Source organism: Streptomyces sp. P9-A2, assembly GCF_036634175.1.
GTDB classification, from domain to species: Bacteria; Actinomycetota; Actinomycetes; order Streptomycetales; family Streptomycetaceae; genus Streptomyces; species Streptomyces pratens.
Genome location: NZ_JAZIFX010000001.1, coordinates 4,442,564 through 4,461,832, shown reverse-complemented (window position 1 = coordinate 4,461,832; position 19,269 = coordinate 4,442,564). Strand labels below are relative to the sequence as shown.

The window sequence follows — 19,269 nt, the reverse complement described above, 5'->3', positions numbered from 1 at the left end:
CCGCCTCGATATGAACGGCCGACAGAAACCGGGCCGTACGCGACTCGACAAACGGAACGAGCGGTGAACTCGCCGCGAGCGGGACGCGCTGGAATCACGGTGCAGCGATCCGGAAAATCGTGTGGATCTTGGTCAAAAACTGTGGACAGGTCGACGCTTGTGAATATCGCCGTCACCCATACCGGTGAGCCCCGAGTAACTCACGCACAAATCCCGCAGAGCATCCCCTCGGACACACAGGGTGACCAGTCATGAGCATGACAAAATGACCGAGGCTCACTCCGCGAGCGACGCCTCGACCGTGTCGAGAAGAAGGAAACCCCACCTGGACATGCGACGACCCCCGCCGGGGGGGAGAGCGGGGGTCGTCCCCACGGCCGACTCGGGGGGGGAGGAGCCGGACCGGGTTAGCACGGTCGCGAACGATCCGTGACTTCCATGGTGTACCCGAGAGCCCTCTCAGGCAAACCCACGCGCCACGCCTTACGCCGAATGGGCTGCACCTATGCTCAGGGGCGTGGAAAACCACTCACTGCCCCGCGCAGCCGCCTTCTTCGATCTGGACAAGACGGTCATTGCGAAGTCGAGCACGCTCACGTTCAGCAAGTCGTTCTACCAAGGCGGCCTGATCAACCGCAGGGCAGTCCTGCGTACCGCATATGCCCAGTTCGTCTTCCTGGCCGGCGGTGCCGACCACGACCAGATGGAGCGGATGCGCAAGTACCTGTCCGCGCTGTGTCGAGGCTGGAACGTCCGGCAGGTCAAGGAGATCGTCGCCGAGACCCTGCACGACCTGATCGACCCGATCATCTACGACGAGGCCGCCACCCTCATCGAGCAGCACCACACCGCCGGCCGGGACGTGGTGATCGTGTCCACTTCGGGAGCCGAGGTGGTCGAGCCGATCGGCGAGCTGCTGGGCGCGGACCGGGTCGTCGCCACCCGCATGGTGGTGGGCGACGACGGATGCTTCACCGGAGAGGTGGAGTACTACGCGTACGGACCGACGAAGGCCGAGGCGATCAGGCAGCTGGCCGGGTCGGAGGGCTACGACCTCGCCCGCTGCTACGCCTACAGTGACTCGGTGACCGATCTGCCGATGCTGGAGTCCGTGGGCCACCCGCACGCCGTGAACCCGGACCGGACACTGCGCCGCGAAGCCGTCGCGCGCGAGTGGCCGATCCTGGACTTCCACCGGCCCGTCCGGCTCAAACAGCGCCTCCCCGCACTCTCCGTCCCGCCCCGTCCGGCCCTGGTGGCGGCTGCCGCCATAGGAGCCGCCGCGGCCACCGCGGGCATGGTCTGGTACGCCAGCCGACGCCGCGCGACGGTGGCCTGACCGGCCACCGCGAAGACACACCGACCTGGCCGGTTTCCGCCCGACACACCGGCGCCCGATTGGCGCGCCTTTGAACCTAAAAGTAAAGAAGCGAGTCCCCCACTTCCGCTTGCTTGGAACCTGGAGTACAAAGGAATCAACGGCCCGCGAGACCAAGGACATCCGAGAGGATCACCTTCGCAACGCATTTGGCCCCACGGACCGAGCATGGTCACAGGGCACCCACGCGACGTCGACCCGTCGATTACGGGCCAGCCGCACCAGGAACGGGCAGAGTTCCCGGCCTGATGGGCATATATCGAGGACGCTTGGTAACCAGGTGGACATGCCAGCGGCGGTACGAGAATTCGTACCGCCGCATCTCTGCACAACTGCCGGCGCAAGCGTCTCTCCACCGCCTTACCGCTTTCACGCCTTCACTCGACGCACAGGCCGGCCTCACACGCGTATTACGCCGCCCCTCGCTGCAGCGCCTCGCACACCGCCATGGATTCACGCGCCCCCAGCTCGACCGCCCGTCCACAATGGGCGATCCAGCCTGCCAAGCCCTCGGGAGTGCCGGAGACGTAGCCTTCCAGAGCCGTCAGGTAGGCCTCGCGGCCCAGCTCGGCGTGGCCGACCTCGGCCGGGCAGACCGACTTCGGGTCCAGCCCGCTGCCGACCAGCACGATGCGCTCGGCCGTACGCGCGAGAAGGCCGTTGCAGGAGGTGAAAGGGCGCAGCGCCAGCAGCTCGCCGTGCACGACGGCGGCCGTGATCAGCGCCGGGGCGGAACCGCCCCCGATGATCAGCTCGGCCAGACCCTCCAGCCTGCCGTGCGCTTCCGCCGTGCCGGGCAGCGGGAGGCCGATCAAGGGCTCGTCGACCGGCTCGCCCTCCTTGCGGGGCCGCCCGGCCTGGTCGGCGCGGTCGGCCGCTGCCACCAGGTGCAGCCGGGCGAGCACCCGCAGAGGCGACTGCCGCCAGATGGTCAGCAGCTGGCCCGCCTCGGCGGACAGTCGCAGCGCGGCACCCATCGTGCGCGCCTCGTCGTCGGTGCCGAAGTCGCTGCGCCTGCGTACCTCCTCCAGCGCCCAGTCCGCGCCGGACAGCGCTGCCGAGCCGCGGGCGCCGCGCAGCGCCGCCTCGGAGGTGATCTCGTTGCTGCGCCGCCGCATGACCCGGTGTCCGTAGACCCGGTCCACGGCCTTGCGCACGGATTCCACGGAGTCGGCCACACCGGGCAGCGAGCCCAGGGCCGCAAGGGGGTCCCCCCCGTTCGAGCTCTTCCGAGAGCTCGGGGGAGGATCGGCGGTCGCTCCTGTCGTACTCATGAGTACGACATTACGCACTCTGGGCCCCCGCCCCGCGACGGAGTGGTCTTCTTCACGCCGGGCCGCCGGCCGAAGCCGCGCCGAAGGTCATCGCTCACCCCTTCGTCGCGGGCGCCCCCGGTACTCCCTTGGGGGCCGGGGCGGGGTCGGCGGCCAAGAAGGACTTCCAGCTCCGCTTCGGGCTCTCACCCACATTCAGGGTGCGCAGCTTCTCCAGGGTCTGCGGGTCCTGGGCGTCCAGCCAGTCCGTGAGCTGCCGGAAGGAGACACAGCGGACATCGGGCTTGGTGCACACCGCCTCGACGGTCTCCTCTACGGCGCGCATGTAGGTGCCGCCGTTCCAGGACTCGAAGTGGTTGCCGATGATCAGGGGTGCCCGGTTGCCGTCATAGGCCCGCTGGAAGCCGGCGAGCAGGCCGTCCCGCATCTGGTCGCCCCACAGTTCGTGCTTCGCGGGGTCGCCCTGGGTGGTGGTGCCGGACTGGTTGACCATGAAGTTGTAGTCCATGGCGAGCTGCTCGAAGGAGTGCCCGGGGAACGGGACCAGCTGCAGCGACAGATCCCACAGGCCCCGCTTCTTCTTCGGCCACACCTGGTTGTTGACGCCACTGGTGTCGTAGCGGAAGCCCAGCTCGCTCGCGGCCTTCGTGAAGTTCTCCTGGCCCTCCAGGCAAGGGGTGCGGGCGCCGATGAGCTCCTTGTCGTAGTCGAAGGGCAGCGGGGCCTCGTCCTTCATGCCGGTGTGTGTCTTCCATTCCTTCACGAACTGCTTGGCCTGGGCGATCTCGTCCTTCCAGTCCGCCACCGACCACTCGCCGACTCCGCCGTCGGCGCCACAGAAGTGGCCGTTGAAGTGGGTGCCGATCTCGTTGCCCTCCAGCCACGCGAGACGCAGCTGTTTCACGGTGGCGGCGATGCCCTCCGCGTCGTTGAAGCCGATGTCGGAACGGCCGGGCGAGTGCTGCGGCGGACGGTACAGGTCACGCTTCTCCTCCGGGAGCATGTAGACGCCGCTCAGGAAGTACGTCATGGTCGCGTCGTTCTCCTTGGCGACCTCGCGGAAGTGCGAGAAGAGCTTCTGACTGTCCTCACCCGCGCCGTCCCACGAGAAGACGACGAACTGCGGGGGCTTCTCACCCGGCTTCAGCCGCTCGGGCTCTGCCAGGTGCGGCTGCGCCCCGGTGTACGCGGTGGAGCCGTCACCGATCAGCCGGGCCGCCCGTTCCGGCGCCGGCGCCGGCTTCGCCTTCTCGAGGCCGGGCGGTTCCTTCCCCGAGCCGTCGATACCGGTTCCGCAGCCGGCGAGCGAGGCGGCGCAGACCGCGGTGATCACGGTGCTCACGGCGATCCTTCGGGTGGCGGCCATGTCCGCCCACCTTCTTCCTTCTCTCGGGCCAACCCTGGCGGGGGGAGATGTCTGGTGCTGCGCCGGTCCGCGCCGGCAACGCCGCCAAAGTCGCACGTGGTCGAGAAGGAATTAATACGACAAGCCGATAAAATGCCCGGTTCACCCATGAGGGTGGCCAACTACCCCATTTGCCGGGAAAGTCTATGCCTGCCCTTTACTCTGAATTACGATTCGTTTACTGACAGTTGGGATCTCCCCGTCATCAAGGCGCCTCACCACCGTTGACCGGCCCCGCCCTCTCTTGACCCTGCCGTTGCCAGACCTCGCAGTTACCACCCCGCCGTTGTCGGCTCCCGCCGTCCCGAGCCGTCCCCCCCGCCACTCCCACCCCCGCCCTCGAGCGGGCCGCCCCCATCCCTCGACCACGTAGCCCCGGAGGAGACGGGAAGCATGCCAGCCTGTGTTCCCACCCATACCGCCGGCCCGAACCGGCCCGAGCGTGCCCATCCGCCCCACAGTCCGCCGCCGGACCGGCCACGCCGCCTCCCGCTCATCGCGGGGGCGGATCTGTCGGCCGCCGTCGCGGTCTTCCTCATCGCCCTGCCCCTGTCTCTCGGTATCGCTCTCGCCACCGGCGCTCCGCTCCAGGCCGGCCTGGTCGCCGCCGCCGTGGGCGGGGTCGTCGCCGGACGGCTCGGCGGCTGCCCGCTCCAGGTCAGCGGTCCGGCCGCCGGGCTCACCGTCGTCACCGCCGACCTCATCCAGCAGTACGGGTGGAGGACGACCTGCGCCATCACCGTCCTCGCCGGACTCGCCCAGATCGGCCTGGGCTGCCTGCGGGTGGCCCGCGGCGCACTCGCCGTCAGCCCGGCGATCGTGCACGGGATGCTCGCCGGCATCGGCGTCACGATCGCCGTCGCCCAGGTGCACATCGTCCTCGGCGGTACCCCACAGAGTTCCGTCCCCGACAACCTCCGCGCACTGCCCGCCCAGTTGGCGAACGTGGACCCCGCGGCCGTCGCGGTGAGCGTGCTCACCCTCACCCTGCTCCTGCTGTGGCCGAAGCTGCCCGGACGGGCCGGCCGCGTTCTGCGCATGGTCCCCGCTCCGCTCGTCGCCGTCACCGGGGCCACGGTGACGGCCGCGGCCACCGGTCTCGTCCTGGCCGAGGTGGACCTGCCGTCCTGGCGCAGCCACGCACTCGCCGGACTCCCCGAGGGGCCCGTGCTCGGGCTCGTCGCCGCCGTGCTCACCACCACGCTGGTGTGCAGCGTGCAGTCGCTGCTGGGCGCGGTCGCCGTGGACAAGCTGGTGGCCCGCCGCCCCGGTCCTGACCATGTCCCCCGCTCCGGCCTGGACCGCGAACTGCTCGGCCAGGGCACCGCGAACATCGCCTCCGGCTGCCTCGGCGGCCTGCCCGTGGCAGGGGTCGCCGTGCGCAGTTCCGCGAATGTGCGCGCCGGTGCCGTGAGCCGGAACTCCACGATGCTGCACGGCGTTCTCGTAGTGGTCGCCGCGCTGCTTATGGTTCCGGCCCTGGAGCTCATCCCGCTGGCCTCACTCGCCGCCCTGGTGATGGCCGTCGGCATCCAGATGGTCTCCCTGCACCACATCCGTACGGTGACTCGCCACCGAGAAGCCCTGGTCTACGCCGTGACCGCCGTCGGCGTGGTGTTCGCGGGGGTCCTGGAGGGCGTCGCCCTGGGGATCGCCGTCGCCGTGGGCGTGGCTCTGCACCGCCTCACCCGTACCCGGATCACGCATGAGGAGAGGGAAGGAGTCCATCACGTACATGTACGAGGGCAGTTGACGTTCCTCGCAGTGCCGAGACTCAGCCGGATCCTGCATCTGGTGCCCCAGGGGGCCACCGGGGTCGTGGCATTGAACGGCTCGTTCATGGACCACGCGGCGTACGAGGCACTGCAGGACTGGCAGAACACGCACACCGCCCGGGGCGGAGCGGTGGAGATCACCGGCCGCCGGCCCGGAGTCGGCGTTCGGATCGCCGAACCCGCGGTCCTCACCTCTTCTCCCGTGACGGACGGGACCGACGGGACCGACGTGCCGTCCGGCGCCGGGTGCCGCTGCCGGCCCTGGACCACCTGGCGCAACCACCAGTGCGAGCCCCCGCTCTTCGCGCCCGAGGACGACCGGAGAGACCACGACAGCCGTGACAGCCGTGACACCGGTGATACCGGCGATACCGGCGATACCGGCGATACCGGCGACCTCCATGACGCGGAAGACGGACGGGCCGGTCACGACGGGCGGCCGACCTGGCCCGGCATAGGAGACGACCCGTCGGGCACGGGAACAGGCGCGAACACGGGCGCAGACACGGGGCCTGTCTCCCGCACCGGGAGTGTGTCGGGTGCCGGTGGGCCGGGGACGTCCCGAACCGGGACCGGGACCGACCTGGTGCGTGGACTCAGTACGTTCCAGCGGAGCACCGCTCCTTGGGTACGTGGTGAGCTGGCCCGGCTGGCGCGCGAGGGACAGCGGCCGACACAGCTGTTCCTCACCTGCGCCGACTCGCGCCTGGTCACCTCGATGATCACCTCCAGCGGTCCGGGCGACCTGTTCGTGGTCCGCAACGTCGGCAACCTCGTGCCGCCGCCGGGTGAGGAGAGCGGTGACGACTCGGTGGCGGCAGCCCTCGAGTACGCCGTGGAGATACTGGCGGTGCGGTCCATCACGGTGTGCGGGCATTCGGGCTGCGGTGCGATGCAGGCATTGCTCGACCCCCGGCCGGACGGCGGCCCGAGTGACCGCACACCGCTGAGACGGTGGCTGCGGCACGGACTGCCGAGTCTGAAGCACGTGCGGAACGGGAGCGGGCCCCGGGTGCGGCTGGCCGGGCGGGCGCCGGCCGACACGGCCGAGGAGCTCTGCCTGGCCAACGTCGTCCAGCAGCTGGAGCACCTGCGCGCCCATGAATCGGTGGCCCGCGCCCTGAAGGACGGGCTCCTGACGCTCCATGGCCTCTACTTCCACGTGGGGGAGGCACAGGCGTATCTCCTCACCGAGGTCGCCGGGGAGCGGGTGTTCGACCGGGTACGGGCCGAGGACCTGGCGCTGTGAAAATCCGCTCTCCGGGCATACGAGGCATTGCCGAGGGTGAACCGCACGCCACCGGCGTCCGTGGGTAGGGATGACCCCTGGCCACGGAAGCAGAGCCGACCTCAAAAGGTCTAAACCACTTTGCCGACGACCCTTGTCAGCGCACCCCTGGGTCTGATGAGCTGTGGCCTGGGACACAACGGACACTCCGGGAAAGGCAGATGCCGTGAGCAACGAAAGCCTGGCCAACCTGCTCAAGGAAGAACGCAGGTTCACACCCCCCGCCGACCTGGCCGCCCACGCCAACGTCACCGCGGAGGCGTACGAACAGGCCAAGGCTGACAGGCTCGGTTTCTGGGCCGAGCAGGCCCGCCGACTGACCTGGGCCAAGGAGCCCACCGAGACCCTCGACTGGTCGAACCCGCCGTTCGCCAAGTGGTTCAAGGACGGCGAGCTCAACGTCGCCTACAACTGCGTGGACCGGCATGTCGAGGCCGGGCACGGCGACCGGGTCGCCATCCACTTCGAGGGCGAGCCCGGTGACAGCCGCGCGATCACCTACGCCCAGCTCAAGGACGAGGTCTCCCAGGCCGCCAACGCCTTGCTGGAGCTGGGTGTCCAAAAGGGCGACAGGGTCGCCGTCTACCTCCCGATGATCCCCGAGGCCGCGATCGCGATGCTGGCCTGTGCCCGCATCGGCGCCGCGCACTCCGTCGTCTTCGGCGGCTTCTCGGCGGACGCGCTCGCGACCCGCATCCAGGACGCCGACGCCAAGGTCGTCATCACCGCCGACGGCGGCTACCGGCGCGGCAAGCCGTCCGCGCTCAAGCCCGCCGTGGACGAGGCGGCCGGCCGCGTCGACACCGTGCAGCATGTCCTCGTCGTCCGCCGCACCGGCCAGGACGTCGCCTGGACCGAGGGCCGCGACGTGTGGTGGCACGACCTGGTGGGAGGCCAGAGCACCGAGCACACCCCCGAGGCGTTCGAGGCCGAGCAGCCGCTGTTCATCCTCTACACCTCCGGCACCACGGGTAAGCCGAAGGGCATCCTGCACACCTCCGGCGGCTACCTCACCCAGACGGCGTACACCCACTGGTCGGTCTTCGACCTCAAGCCGGAGACGGACGTGTTCTGGTGCACGGCCGACGTCGGCTGGGTCACCGGACACTCGTACATCGTCTACGGGCCGCTCGCCAACGGCGCGACCCAGGTCATGTACGAGGGCACGCCCGACACCCCGCACCAGGGCCGCTTCTGGGAGATCGTGCAGAAGTACGGCGTGACGATCCTCTACACGGCGCCCACCGCGATCCGGACGTTCATGAAGTGGGGCGACGACATCCCCGCGAAGTTCGACCTGTCCTCGCTGCGGGTCCTCGGCTCCGTCGGCGAGCCGATCAACCCCGAGGCCTGGATCTGGTACCGCAAGAACATCGGCGCGGACCGCACCCCCGTGGTGGACACCTGGTGGCAGACCGAGACCGGCGGGATCATGATCTCGCCGCTGCCCGGCGTGACCGCCGCCAAGCCGGGCTCCGCCCAGACCCCGCTGCCCGGCATCGCCGCGACCGTCGTCGACGACGAGGCCAACGAGGTGTCGCACGGCGGCGGGGGCTATCTGGTCATCACCGAGCCGTGGCCGTCGATGCTCCGCACCATCTGGGGCGACGACCAGCGGTTCCTCGACACGTACTGGTCCCGCTTCGAGGGCAAGTACTTCGCGGGCGACGGCGCCAAGAAGGACGACGACGGGGACATCTGGCTGCTCGGCCGGGTCGACGACGTGATGCTGGTCTCCGGGCACAACATCTCCACCACCGAGGTGGAGTCGGCGCTCGTCTCCCACCCGTCGGTCGCCGAGGCGGCCGTGGTCGGCGCGGCGGACGAGACGACCGGGCAGGCCATCGTCGCCTTCGTGATACTGCGCGGTACGGCTGCGGAGACCGAGGAACTGGTCGCCGAGCTGCGTAACCACGTGGGTTCCACACTGGGCCCGATCGCCAAGCCCAAGCGGATCCTGCCGGTGAACGAGCTGCCGAAGACCCGTTCCGGCAAGATCATGCGTCGTCTGCTGCGGGACGTCGCGGAGAACCGTGAGCTGGGGGACGTCACCACGCTGACCGACGCCACCGTGATGAATCTGATCCAGGCGAAGCTTCCTCAGTCGTCCAGCGAGGACTGACTCGGGGACCGGCCCGAGGACCGACCCGAGAACCGGCCCGAGGAGGGTTCCTGGTTCCTCCCCTCGGGCCCACCGGTCACAGCCCGCCCACGGGCCGCGGAGGCACCCGGCGTCGTACGCACGCCGGGTGCCTCTGTGATGTCCGTCATCGAAAGCCCTTCGTGCGGTGCCGGAGCACGTTGGCTACAGTGACCACGAAGGACGGCCACAGCAAGCCGTCCCCCCACAGTTGTCTCATGGAGCGCCGGGAAGTCTGGTCGGCACACGATTCGTGCTGCCCGACGACCAGAGGACCATCCGTGACCGCCTCCCGCACCCCCAGCCCGCGCAAGGCCTTCGGCCGCCTCTCCCTGCCCGAGCGGACCTACGTCGCGGACGCGCTGCGCACCGAGACCGTCGGCGGCATGCTGCTGCTCGTCGCCGCGATCACCGCGTTGATCTGGGCGAACGTGCCCGCCCTGCAGGACAGCTACGAGAGTGTCAGCGACTTCCACTTCGGGCCCGAGGCGCTCGGGCTGAACCTGTCCGTCGCGCACTGGGCCGCCGACGGACTGCTCGCGGTCTTCTTCTTCGTCGCCGGCGTCGAGCTCAAACGCGAACTCGTCGCCGGTGATCTGCGCGACCCCCGGGCCGCCGCGCTCCCTGTCATCGCCGCCCTGTGCGGCATGGTCGTACCGGCCCTCGTCTACACGCTCACCAGCGGCATCGGCGGCGGTTCACCGGCCGGCTGGGCCGTGCCCACCGCCACCGACATCGCCTTCGCGCTCGCCGTACTCGCCGTCATCGGCACCTCGCTGCCGAGCGCACTGCGAGCCTTCCTGCTGACCCTCGCCGTCGTCGACGACCTCTTCGCGATCCTGATCATCGCGGTCTTCTTCACCGACGACCTCGATTTCCTCGCGCTCGCCGGTGCCGTGGTGGGCCTGGCCGCCTTCTGGCTGCTGCTGCGCAAGGGTGTACGCGGCTGGTACGTGTATGTGCCGCTCGCCCTGGCCGTCTGGGGCCTGATGTACAACAGCGGGATCCATGCCACCATCGCCGGTGTCGCCATGGGCCTGATGCTGCGCTGCCACCGCCGCGAGGGTGAGGAGCAGTCCCCCGGCGAGCGCATCGAGCACCTCGTCCGGCCCTTCTCGTCGGGCCTCGCGGTCCCGCTGTTCGCCCTGTTCAGCGCGGGCGTGGCGATCTCCGGTGGCGCGCTCGCGGACGTGTTCACCCAGCCCGAGACGCTCGGCGTGGTCCTCGGCCTGGTCGTCGGCAAGACGGTCGGCATCTTCGGCGGTACGTGGCTGACCACGCGTTTCACCAGGGCGTCGCTCAGCGACGACCTCGCCTGGGCGGACATCCTGGCGGTGGCGGTACTCGCCGGGATCGGTTTCACCGTCTCCCTGCTCATCGGCGAACTCGCCTTCAAGGACGACGCGTCGATGGCGGACAGTGTCAAGGCCGCCGTACTGACCGGATCGCTGATCGCCACCGCCGTCGCGACCGTGCTGCTGAGGATCCGGAACGCCAAGTACCGCAGGCTGGCCGAGGAGGAGGAGCGCGACGACGACCTCAGCGGCGTCCCGGACATCTACGAGGAGGACGATCCGGCGTACCACCTGCGTATGGCGGAGATCCACGAGCGCAAGGCCGCCGAGCACCGCCGGCTCGCCCGGGAGAAGACCGAGGAACACCGCAGGCTTGCCGAAGTGCCGGGCGGGGCAGGCGAGGATCACGACGATCCGGCATGATCTGACGGGACAGTACAAAGGTCAGGACAGTCTGAGTCATCCGGAGCCGGTCGAATCCAGTCGGAGTCGGTCGAAGTCTGTCGGATTCAGTCGGGGTCGGCCGGACACACACCACCGGACACACGCGGTCGACGCAGGTGATGGGGCGGACAGGGGCCGTCAGGCGGCAGACTGATCCTTACTCAGAGGTACGCAGAGGCACGCAGGACGAAAGCAGAAGAGGGAGACCGCGATGAGCGCACCCGACGGCAGCCCGGTCGGCGCCGAACGCAGCATCGGCCAGTTGTTCGCCTCGGCGACGGAGAACATGTCCGCGCTGGTGCACGACGAGATCGCCCTGGCGAAAGCACAGCTCAAGCGGGATGTGCAGCGGGGTGCGACGAGCGGCGGACTGCTCACCGCGGCCGGTCTCGTCCTGCTGTTCTCGCTGCCGATGCTGAGTTTCGCCCTCGCCTACGGCATCCACACCTGGAGCGACTGGAACCTGGCCGTCTGCTTCCTGCTGTCGTTCGCGGCGAACGTGCTGGTCGCGCTCGTCCTCGCCCTGATCGGGATGGTCTTCGCCAAGAAGGCGAAGAAGGGCCGCGGCCCGCAGAAGGTGGCCGCCTCGGTGAAGGAGACCGCGGTCGTGCTGCAGAAGGCCAAGCCGCACCCGCGTCCGGAACTCCCCAAGGACCGGATCCCCGAGGCGATCGAAGCTGTGGCACGCTCGTCCTCATGACGGACCCCGCCACTCCTTCGGCGCAACCCTTCTCGGCCGTACGCCTCGACATCCCCGGCGGTGCCGAGGTGACCCACCGGGACGTCGCCGCCAACGGCGCGCGTTTCCACGTCGCTGAGCTCGGCGACGGGCCGCTGGTACTGCTGCTGCACGGCTTCCCGCAGTTCTGGTGGACCTGGCGGCACCAGCTGACGGCGCTCGCCGACGCCGGGTTCCGCGCGGTCGCCATGGACCTGCGGGGCGTCGGCGGCAGCGACCGCACACCGCGCGGCTACGACCCGGCCAACCTCGCGCTGGACGTCACCGGTGTGATCCGTTCCCTCGGTGAGCCGGACGCCGCGCTGGTCGGGCACGACCTGGGTGGATACCTGGCCTGGACGGCGGCGGCGATGCGCCCCAAGCTCGTACGACGGCTCGCGGTGTCGTCCATGCCGCATCCGCGGCGCTGGCGGGCGGCCATGCTCGCCGACGTCAGGCAGTCGTCCGCCATGTCGCACATCTGGGGGTTCCAGCGGCCCTGGGTCCCGGAGCGGCAGCTCACCGCGGACGACGGGGCGCTGGTGGCCAAGCTGATCCAGGCCTGGTCCGGGCCCCGCCCGCCGGAGGAGAAGGCGCTGGAGAACTACCGGCGGGCCATGTGCATCCCGTCCACGGCGCACTGCTCGATCGAGCCGTACCGGTGGATGGTGCGGTCGCTGGCCCGGCCGGACGGCATCCAGTTCAACCGCCGGATGAAGCGGCCGGTACGGGTCCCGACCCTGCATCTGCACGGCTCGCTCGACCCCGTGGCAAGCGTCCGCAACGCCGCCGGGTCCGGGGAGTACGTCGAAGCACCGTACCGCTGGCGGCTGTTCGACGGGCTCGGCCACTTCCCGCACGAGGAGGACCCGGTGGCGTTCTCCTCCGAGCTGATCAACTGGTTGAAGGACCCGGAACCCGACCGCTGACAGGACGCCAGGCGGCTTCCACGTCCCTTCCGTGCTCCTTCCGCACCCCTTCCGTTTCCCTTCCTTACGCAAGACCGATCATCGGATCTGAACACCTGTCCTACAAACGGCCACTTGCCTGGCGCATAGGCCAATCGGCTCTGCGCAAGGCGGTTATCGACCATGAGTCGGGGGCAGTGGTCGGAGTATGGGCTGGACGCACGACTACAGTGACGCAAGCCGCGACCGCCGCTCGGCGGGCGGTATGGGATCCCACCAGCAAGGCGGTGCACCGGAGATGGCAGGTACGGATCTCAGGGTCGGGATTCCGCATATCCTCCGCCGCCGGGCCCGCTGGGTCTCGGTGCGGCTTCGCCACCATCACCCACGCGGCTGACGAGGGGCGTACGCCCGGCCGTGCTCCCGAGGGGCCTCCTGGGCGTACACCCGTCCCCGACCCCCTCCGTACGACCTCTCCGGGCGGGCCCGCGGCAGGGGCCCGCGGCAGGGGCCTGTGGCAGGCCTCCGTCCGTACATACCACTGTGCCTGCGGAGGGCCGTATCTCCGTCCGCAGGCACAGTGGCAGCGGTGGCAGCAGGCCTCGTGCCGCTCAGAGTGCGCAGCTGTCGCTGTCCACCTGCCGGGTCGCGGAGCGGCCCTTGTCGATGTCCTCCTGGATCTCGTCCACGGTGAGGGCGTATCCCGTCTCTGCGTCGTCGAGGGACTTGGCGAACACCACACCGTAGACCTGGCCGTCGGGGGTCAGCAGCGGTCCGCCGGAGTTTCCCTGACGGACCGTCGCGTAAAGGGAGTAGACGTCACGACGGACTGTGCCCCGGTGGTAGATGTCCGGGCCGTTGGCCGTGATGCGCCCGCGGACCCGCGCCGACCGGACGTCGTACGCGCCGTTCTCCGGGAAGCCGGCGACGATCGCGCCGTCCTCCCTGCCCGCGTCCTCGGTGGTGAACCGCAGCGCGGGCGCCTTCAGGTCCGGGACGTCGAGGACCGCGATGTCACGCTTCCAGTCGTAGAGGACGACCGTCGCGTCGTACTTCCTGCCCTCGCCGCCTATCTGCACGGTCGGCTCGTCGACGCCGCCCACGACATGCGCGTTGGTCATCACACGGCGCTCGGAGAACACGAAGCCGGTGCCCTCGAGGACCTTGCCGCACTGCGGGGCGGTGCCCATGACCTTGACGATGGACCGCTGTGCGCGGCCGGCCACCGGGCTGCCTGCCAGCGCGGGGTCGGGGGGCCGGACGTCGGTGATCGGCTCGTTCGCGAACGGGCTGAAGACCTGGGGGAAACCGTTCTGCGCGAGGACGGAGGAGAAGTTGGCGAACCAGGTGCCGGCCTGGTCGGGCAGCGCCCGGGAGACACCGGTCAGCACCTTGGACTGGCGGACCTCTTTGCTGAGCGTCGGCAGGGTCGTTCCCGCGAGGGCCGAGCCGATCAGCCAGGCGACCAGAAGCATCGCGACGACGTTGACCAGGGAACCACCGGTGGCGTCGAGCGCCCGGGCCGGGGACCATGTGATGTAACGGCGCAGCTTGTTGCCGAGATGGGTGGTCAGGGCCTGGCCGACGGAGGCGCAGACTATGACGACGATGACCGCGACGACGGCGGCGGCCGTGCTGACCTCCGCGTTGTCCGTCAGGACGTCCCAGACGACAGGGAGAAGGTAGACGGCGACGAGACCGCCGCCCAGGAATCCGATCACCGACAGAATGCCGACGACGAAGCCCTGGCGGTAGCCGACGACCGCGAACCACACGGCGGCGACCAGCAACAGGATGTCCAGCACGTTCACCGCTTTTTGCCTCGCCTCGTCATTCCGGTCGTTCTTACTCGGCCGGAGTCCGGGGGCATACGGCACGAACCGCCGTCGTCACAAGCCCCCGTACCGCACGGCACCGCGCCCACCCTGTCATGACCGCCAGTCCAGCGGGACCTGCTTGTCCCGGTCCCAGGGGCGCTCCCACCCCGCGTAATGGAGCAGCCGGTCGATGACCCCGGCCGTGAAGCCCCACACCACGGCTGATTCGACCAGGAATGCCGGACCCCGGTGGCCGCTGGGGTGGAAGGTGGTCGTGCGGTTGGCCGGATCGGTGAGATCCGCCACGGGGACGGTGAAGACCCGAGCGGTCTCGTTCGGATCGACGGCGTCGACCGGGCTGGGAGTCCGCCACCAGCCCAGGACCGGCGTGACGACGAAGCCACTGACGGGGATGTAGAGCTTCGGCAGGACGCCGAAGAGCTGGACCCCGTCGGGATCGAGTCCCGTCTCCTCCTCGGCCTCGCGCAGCGCGGCCGACAGCGGCCCGTCGGTCAGCGGGTCTCCGTCCTCGGGGTCGAGGGTGCCGCCGGGGAAGGCCGGCTGCCCGGCATGCGAGCGCAGCGCCGCCGACCGCTCCATGAGCAGCAGCTCCGGTCCGCGCTCGCCGTCACCGTCGCCGAACAGGACGAGGACGGCGGCCTGGCGCCCCGCGCCGTCCGCCGGGGGCAGGAAACGGCTCAGCTCGCCCGGTGCGACCGTCTCCGCGACCCGGACCACCGGGTCCAGCCAGTCGGGCAGCCCCTCCTTGCTGAGCGTCACCCGGCCGCCCCTGGGGTCGGTCACCCGCGTCATCGCCACCCCTGTCGTCCTGGCCCCCGCCGCTCCCGTTCCCCGTCCAACGCCCGGCGGTGCCTAGATCGTTCCACCGGCGGCCGTCGTGTATGCCCTCGTACACGTCTCCGCGCAGGTCTCCGCGCAGGTCCTCGTCATGCGGCGCCCAGGGGCGGGGCCGGCCGGCCGCCCGCGTCGAGGTAGGCCTGCGGGGGGTTCAACCGCTGGCCCGGGAAGCCGCCCTTCTCGTACTTCAGCAGCTTCCGTGCCTTGTCCGGGTCGGTCTCGCCCTCGCCGTACGCCGGGCAGAGCGGGGCGATGGGGCAGGCGCCGCAGGCGGGCTTGCGGGCGTGGCAGATACGGCGGCCGTGCCAGATCACATGGTGCGAGAGGTCGGTCCACTCGCTCTTCGGGAAGAGCGCGCCGACGGCCGCCTCGATCTTGTCCGGGTCGGTCTCCTTCGTCCACTTCCAGCGGCGCACCAGACGCTGGAAGTGCGTGTCCACGGTGATGCCGGGTCGGCCGAAGGCATTGCCGAGCACGACGAAGGCCGTCTTGCGGCCCACACCGGGCAGCTTGACGAGATCCTCGAGGCGGCCCGGCACCTCGCCGCCGAAATCCTCCACCAGCATCTTCGAAAGGCCCATCACCGACCTGGTCTTGGCCCGGAAGAACCCGGTGGGACGCAGGATCTCCTCCACCTCCTCCGGGTTGGCGGCGGCCAGGTCCTCGGGGGCGGGGTATTTCGCGAAGAGGGCGGGGGTCGTCTGGTTGACGCGCAGGTCGGTGGTCTGGGCCGACAGGACCGTGGCGACCACGAGTTGGAAGGGGTTCTCGAAGTCCAGCTCGGGGTGGGCGTACGGAAACACCTCGGCGAGCTCCCGGTCGATCCGCCGGGCGCGGCGGACGAGGGCGATGCGCGACTCGGCCTTGGACGGCTCGACGGCGGCCGCGGACTTCGCCCCGGCCGCACCGCGCGCCCTTCCACTTCCGCTCGTGGTCGCACCCGCACCCGCACCCGCACTTGGGGCAGCGGCCGAACCCGGCGTCGAGCCCGAGGCCGCACTCGCGGTCGATTCCTTCTTCACCGGCGCCTTCCCTGTCGGTTTCTCCGTTTCCCTGCCGCCATCGGAGCCCTGTTCGCCCACGGCGGAATCCCGGCGTGCCGCCACCCGATCAGCCCCTCGGGCCTGCACTCTCACCGGCGATTTGGCCACCCGGCCAGCCTACGGCTCGGCGCTGACATCCGCCCCGGCCCCTGAAGATCAGACCCCAATTGGACCCCTGCCGCTTACCCGGGCAGGCCTGTGCGGCATCCTTGTGACAGATCACACTGTTTGGACTGTCCGGCAAAATGGGCACCCCGGTTCCCTGGTACGTGGGGACCAGGATCCCCTGAGCAGGTCGACAAGGAGAGAACACGTGGACGACGTTCTGCGGCGGAACCCGCTCTTCGCGGCGCTCGATGACGAGCAGGCCGCGGAGCTTCGCGCCTCGCTGACCGAGGTGACCCTCGCACGGGGCGACTCCCTGTTCCACGAGGGCGATCCCGGAGACCGGCTCTACGTGGTCACCGAGGGCAAGGTCAAGCTCCACCGCACCTCCCCCGACGGCCGCGAGAACATGCTGGCCGTCGTCGGGCCCAGCGAGCTCATCGGTGAGCTGTCGCTCTTCGACCCGGGCCCGCGCACCGCGACCGCCACGGCGCTGACCGAGGTCAAGCTGCTCGCCCTCGGCCACGGCGACCTCCAGCCCTGGCTGAACGCCCGACCCGAGGTGGCCACCGCGCTGCTGCGGGCCGTCGCGCGCCGGCTGCGCAAGACCAACGACGCCATGTCGGACCTGGTCTTCTCCGACGTTCCGGGCCGGGTCGCCCGTGCTCTGCTGGACCTCTCCCGCCGCTTCGGCGTGCAGTCCGAGGAGGGCATCCACGTCGTCCACGACCTCACGCAGGAGGAACTGGCCCAGTTGGTCGGCGCGTCCCGCGAGACGGTCAACAAGGCCCTGGCGGACTTCGCCCAGCGCGGCTGGCTCCGGCTGGAGGCCCGCGCGGTGATCCTCCTGGACGTCGAACGCCTCGCGAAGCGGTCCCGCTGACCTGAACCCGCCCCCAGAGGGGCAACGGACCCCGGGGACCAGAGCTACAGGCCCCGGGGTTCCTCGATGAGCCCGTGCTCCCGCAGATACTCCAGCTGCGCGCGGACCGAGAGCTCCGCGGCCGGCCAGAGGGAGCGGTCCACATCGGCGTAGACGTGGGCGACGACATCGGACGGGCCGTGGTGGCCGTTCTCGACGGCCGTCTCCACCTGGGCGAGGCGGTGCGCGCGATGGGCCAGGTAGTACTCGACGGCGCCCTGGGCGTCCTCCAGTACGGGGCCGTGGCCCGGCAGGACCGTGTGGACGCCGTCGTCGACCGTGAGCGAGCGCAGACGGCGCAGCGTGTCCAGATAGTCGCCGAGGCGGCCGTCGGGGTGGGCCACGACGGTCGTACCGCGTCCCAGGACCGTGTCGCCGGTGAGGACGGCCCCGTCGGCCGGCAGGTGGAAGGCCAGCGAGTCGGCGGTGTGGCCGGGGGCGGGGACGACCCTCAGTTCCAGGCCGTCCACGGTGACCACGTTCCCGCCGGACAGACCCTCGTCCCCCAGGCGCAGCTCCGGGTCCAGTGCCCGTACCTTCGTGCCGGTCAGCTCGGCGAGGCGGGCGGCGCCCTCGGAGTGGTCCGGGTGACCGTGCGTCAGCAGGGTGAGGGCGACGCGCTTGCCGGCCCGCTCGGCGGTGTCGACGACGTTGCGCAGATGCCCCTCGTCCAGCGGGCCCGGGTCGATCACGACCGCACGCGCGGAGCCGGGTTCCGACAGGATCCAGGTGTTGGTGCCGTCCAGGGTCATCGCCGAGGCGTTCGGGGCCAGGACGTTGACCGCCCGCGCGGTGGCGGGTCCGGAGAGGACCCCTCCGCGCGGTTGGCCGGGAAGGGCTGCCGCATCCGTCATGCCGGGGCTCCACCGTTCGGAATGTGCCGGGTGAACTCGTCGTACCCCGGCCAGGACAGCACGATCCCGTCCTCGGCCGGCCGCGCGGTGACCAGCACCGGCGTGAGGTCGCGCGCGGGTGCCGCGTCGAGCGCCTGCGCCGCCGCCGTGTACGCCGTCAGCTGGCGCAGGGTCGCGATCGTCGGCGGCATCATCAGCAGCTCGCCCCGGTCGTACGCGGCGGCCGCCTCGCGCGGGGCGATCCACACCGTACGGTCGGCCTCCGTGGAGGCGTTCCGGGTGCGCTGCCCCTCGGGAAGGGCGGCGACGAAGAACCAGGTGTCATAGCGGCGGGGCTCGAACTCCGGGGTGATCCACCGGGTCCACACACCGAGCAGATCCGAGCGCAGGACCAGCCCCCGGCGGTCGAGGAACTCCGCGAAGGACATGTCCCGCGCGACGAGCGCCACGCGGTCCGCCTCCCAGTCCGGGTCCGTGGTGTCACCGATCACGGAGTCGGGCGTCGGGCCCGCGAGCAGCACACCGGCTTCCTCGTACGTCTCGCGCACGGCGGCGCAGACGATCGCCTGGGCCGTCATTTCGTCGACGCCGAGTCTGTCCGCCCACCACGCGCGCGTGGGGCCCGCCCAGCGGACGTGAAGGTCGTCGTCGCGCGGGTCGACGCCACCGCCGGGGTAGGCGTACGCGCCCCCGGCGAAGGCCATGGAGGCGCGTCGGCGCAGCATGTGGACGACATAACCGTCGTCGGTGTCCTTCAGGAGCATGACGGTGGCCGCGCGCTTCGGCTCGACCGGGACGAGGGTGCCGTCCGCGAGCGCGCGGATGCGCTCCGGCCAGTCCGGCGGATACCACTGCCCGCCGGTCTGCTCACCGGCCTGCCCGCCGGTCCGACCACCCGTTCGGCCCTCGGCCTGCCCACCGGTCCGACCCTCGGCCTGCCCACCAGCCTGCGCATGCGCCATGGCCGGAGGCTATCCCGTGACGGGCTGATGTTCGAGTGGCCGACGGGGGAGAGGGGACGAGGGCCGCCCCTGCCCCCGTGGGC

The 19,269-nt window shown here is 70.3% G+C and carries 15 protein-coding genes; 8 read left to right on the top strand and 7 right to left on the bottom strand.

The features are described from left to right. The first annotated feature begins 505 nt into the window (after positions 1-505). On the top strand, positions 506-1,339 hold the full coding sequence (locus tag V4Y04_RS20330; protein WP_332429615.1) for an HAD family hydrolase: 834 nt from the start codon (positions 506-508) through the stop codon (positions 1,337-1,339). A 449-nt stretch (positions 1,340-1,788) separates the two neighbouring features. Here V4Y04_RS20330 and V4Y04_RS20325 read toward each other — a convergent pair whose 3' ends face one another. Further along, entirely contained in the window at positions 1,789-2,652 is an 864-nt protein-coding gene (locus tag V4Y04_RS20325; RefSeq protein ID WP_332429614.1) for an oxidoreductase, read from the bottom strand. A 94-nt stretch (positions 2,653-2,746) separates the two neighbouring features. Continuing rightward, on the bottom strand, positions 2,747-4,018 hold the full coding sequence (locus V4Y04_RS20320) for a polysaccharide deacetylase family protein (RefSeq protein ID WP_332429613.1): 1,272 nt from the start codon (positions 4,016-4,018) through the stop codon (positions 2,747-2,749). Positions 4,019-4,450: 432 nt separating this feature from the next. Between V4Y04_RS20320 and V4Y04_RS20315 the strand changes: the two genes are divergently transcribed. From V4Y04_RS20315 to V4Y04_RS20290, 6 genes are all read left to right on the top strand, one after another. Then, positions 4,451-7,081: a bifunctional SulP family inorganic anion transporter/carbonic anhydrase gene (locus tag V4Y04_RS20315; RefSeq protein WP_332429612.1), complete on the top strand. Its 2,631-nt coding sequence runs from the start codon at positions 4,451-4,453 to the stop codon at positions 7,079-7,081. Between the two features lie 205 nt (positions 7,082-7,286). Continuing rightward, positions 7,287-9,242: an acetate--CoA ligase gene (acs, locus tag V4Y04_RS20310; protein WP_332429611.1), complete on the top strand. Its 1,956-nt coding sequence runs from the start codon at positions 7,287-7,289 to the stop codon at positions 9,240-9,242. A 299-nt stretch (positions 9,243-9,541) separates the two neighbouring features. Then, positions 9,542-10,978 carry a Na+/H+ antiporter NhaA gene (gene nhaA / locus V4Y04_RS20305; RefSeq protein ID WP_332429610.1) on the top strand — a complete coding sequence of 479 codons (1,437 nt, stop codon included), beginning with the start codon at positions 9,542-9,544 and terminating at the stop codon, positions 10,976-10,978. A 232-nt stretch (positions 10,979-11,210) separates the two neighbouring features. Further along, positions 11,211-11,699, top strand: a complete 489-nt coding sequence (locus tag V4Y04_RS20300; RefSeq protein ID WP_332429609.1) for a phage holin family protein — start codon at positions 11,211-11,213, stop codon at positions 11,697-11,699. Then, the gene (locus V4Y04_RS20295; protein WP_332429608.1) at positions 11,696-12,646 is read left to right on the top strand and encodes an alpha/beta fold hydrolase; all 951 of its coding nucleotides are present in this window, start codon (positions 11,696-11,698) and stop codon (positions 12,644-12,646) included. Before V4Y04_RS20300 ends, V4Y04_RS20295 begins: the two co-directional genes overlap by 4 nt. 187 nt (positions 12,647-12,833) lie before the next feature. Next, the gene (locus V4Y04_RS20290; RefSeq protein WP_332429607.1) at positions 12,834-13,022 is read left to right on the top strand and encodes a hypothetical protein; all 189 of its coding nucleotides are present in this window, start codon (positions 12,834-12,836) and stop codon (positions 13,020-13,022) included. A gap of 214 nt (positions 13,023-13,236) precedes the next feature. Here the strand turns inward: V4Y04_RS20290 and V4Y04_RS20285 are convergent, their stop codons facing one another. The 3 genes from V4Y04_RS20285 to nth form a co-directional block, all read right to left on the bottom strand. Next, positions 13,237-14,436 carry a MarP family serine protease gene (locus tag V4Y04_RS20285; RefSeq protein ID WP_332429606.1) on the bottom strand — a complete coding sequence of 400 codons (1,200 nt, stop codon included), beginning with the start codon at positions 14,434-14,436 and terminating at the stop codon, positions 13,237-13,239. 117 nt (positions 14,437-14,553) lie between these two features. Then, positions 14,554-15,255 carry an NUDIX hydrolase gene (locus V4Y04_RS20280; protein ID WP_332429605.1) on the bottom strand — a complete coding sequence of 234 codons (702 nt, stop codon included), beginning with the start codon at positions 15,253-15,255 and terminating at the stop codon, positions 14,554-14,556. A gap of 134 nt (positions 15,256-15,389) precedes the next feature. Further along, positions 15,390-16,322, bottom strand: a complete 933-nt coding sequence (gene nth, locus V4Y04_RS20275; RefSeq protein WP_332429604.1) for an endonuclease III — start codon at positions 16,320-16,322, stop codon at positions 15,390-15,392. 334 nt (positions 16,323-16,656) lie between these two features. Between nth and V4Y04_RS20270 the strand changes: the two genes are divergently transcribed. After that, the gene (locus V4Y04_RS20270; RefSeq protein ID WP_055572875.1) at positions 16,657-17,331 is read left to right on the top strand and encodes a Crp/Fnr family transcriptional regulator; all 675 of its coding nucleotides are present in this window, start codon (positions 16,657-16,659) and stop codon (positions 17,329-17,331) included. 44 nt (positions 17,332-17,375) lie between these two features. Here the strand turns inward: V4Y04_RS20270 and V4Y04_RS20265 are convergent, their stop codons facing one another. Beyond that, the gene (locus tag V4Y04_RS20265) at positions 17,376-18,224 is read right to left on the bottom strand and encodes an MBL fold metallo-hydrolase (protein WP_332429603.1); all 849 of its coding nucleotides are present in this window, start codon (positions 18,222-18,224) and stop codon (positions 17,376-17,378) included. Further along, positions 18,221-19,186, bottom strand: coding sequence for an NUDIX hydrolase (locus V4Y04_RS20260; RefSeq protein ID WP_332429602.1), 966 nt, complete (start codon positions 19,184-19,186; stop codon positions 18,221-18,223). Before V4Y04_RS20260 ends, V4Y04_RS20265 begins: the two co-directional genes overlap by 4 nt. Positions 19,187-19,269: the final 83 nt, after the last annotated feature.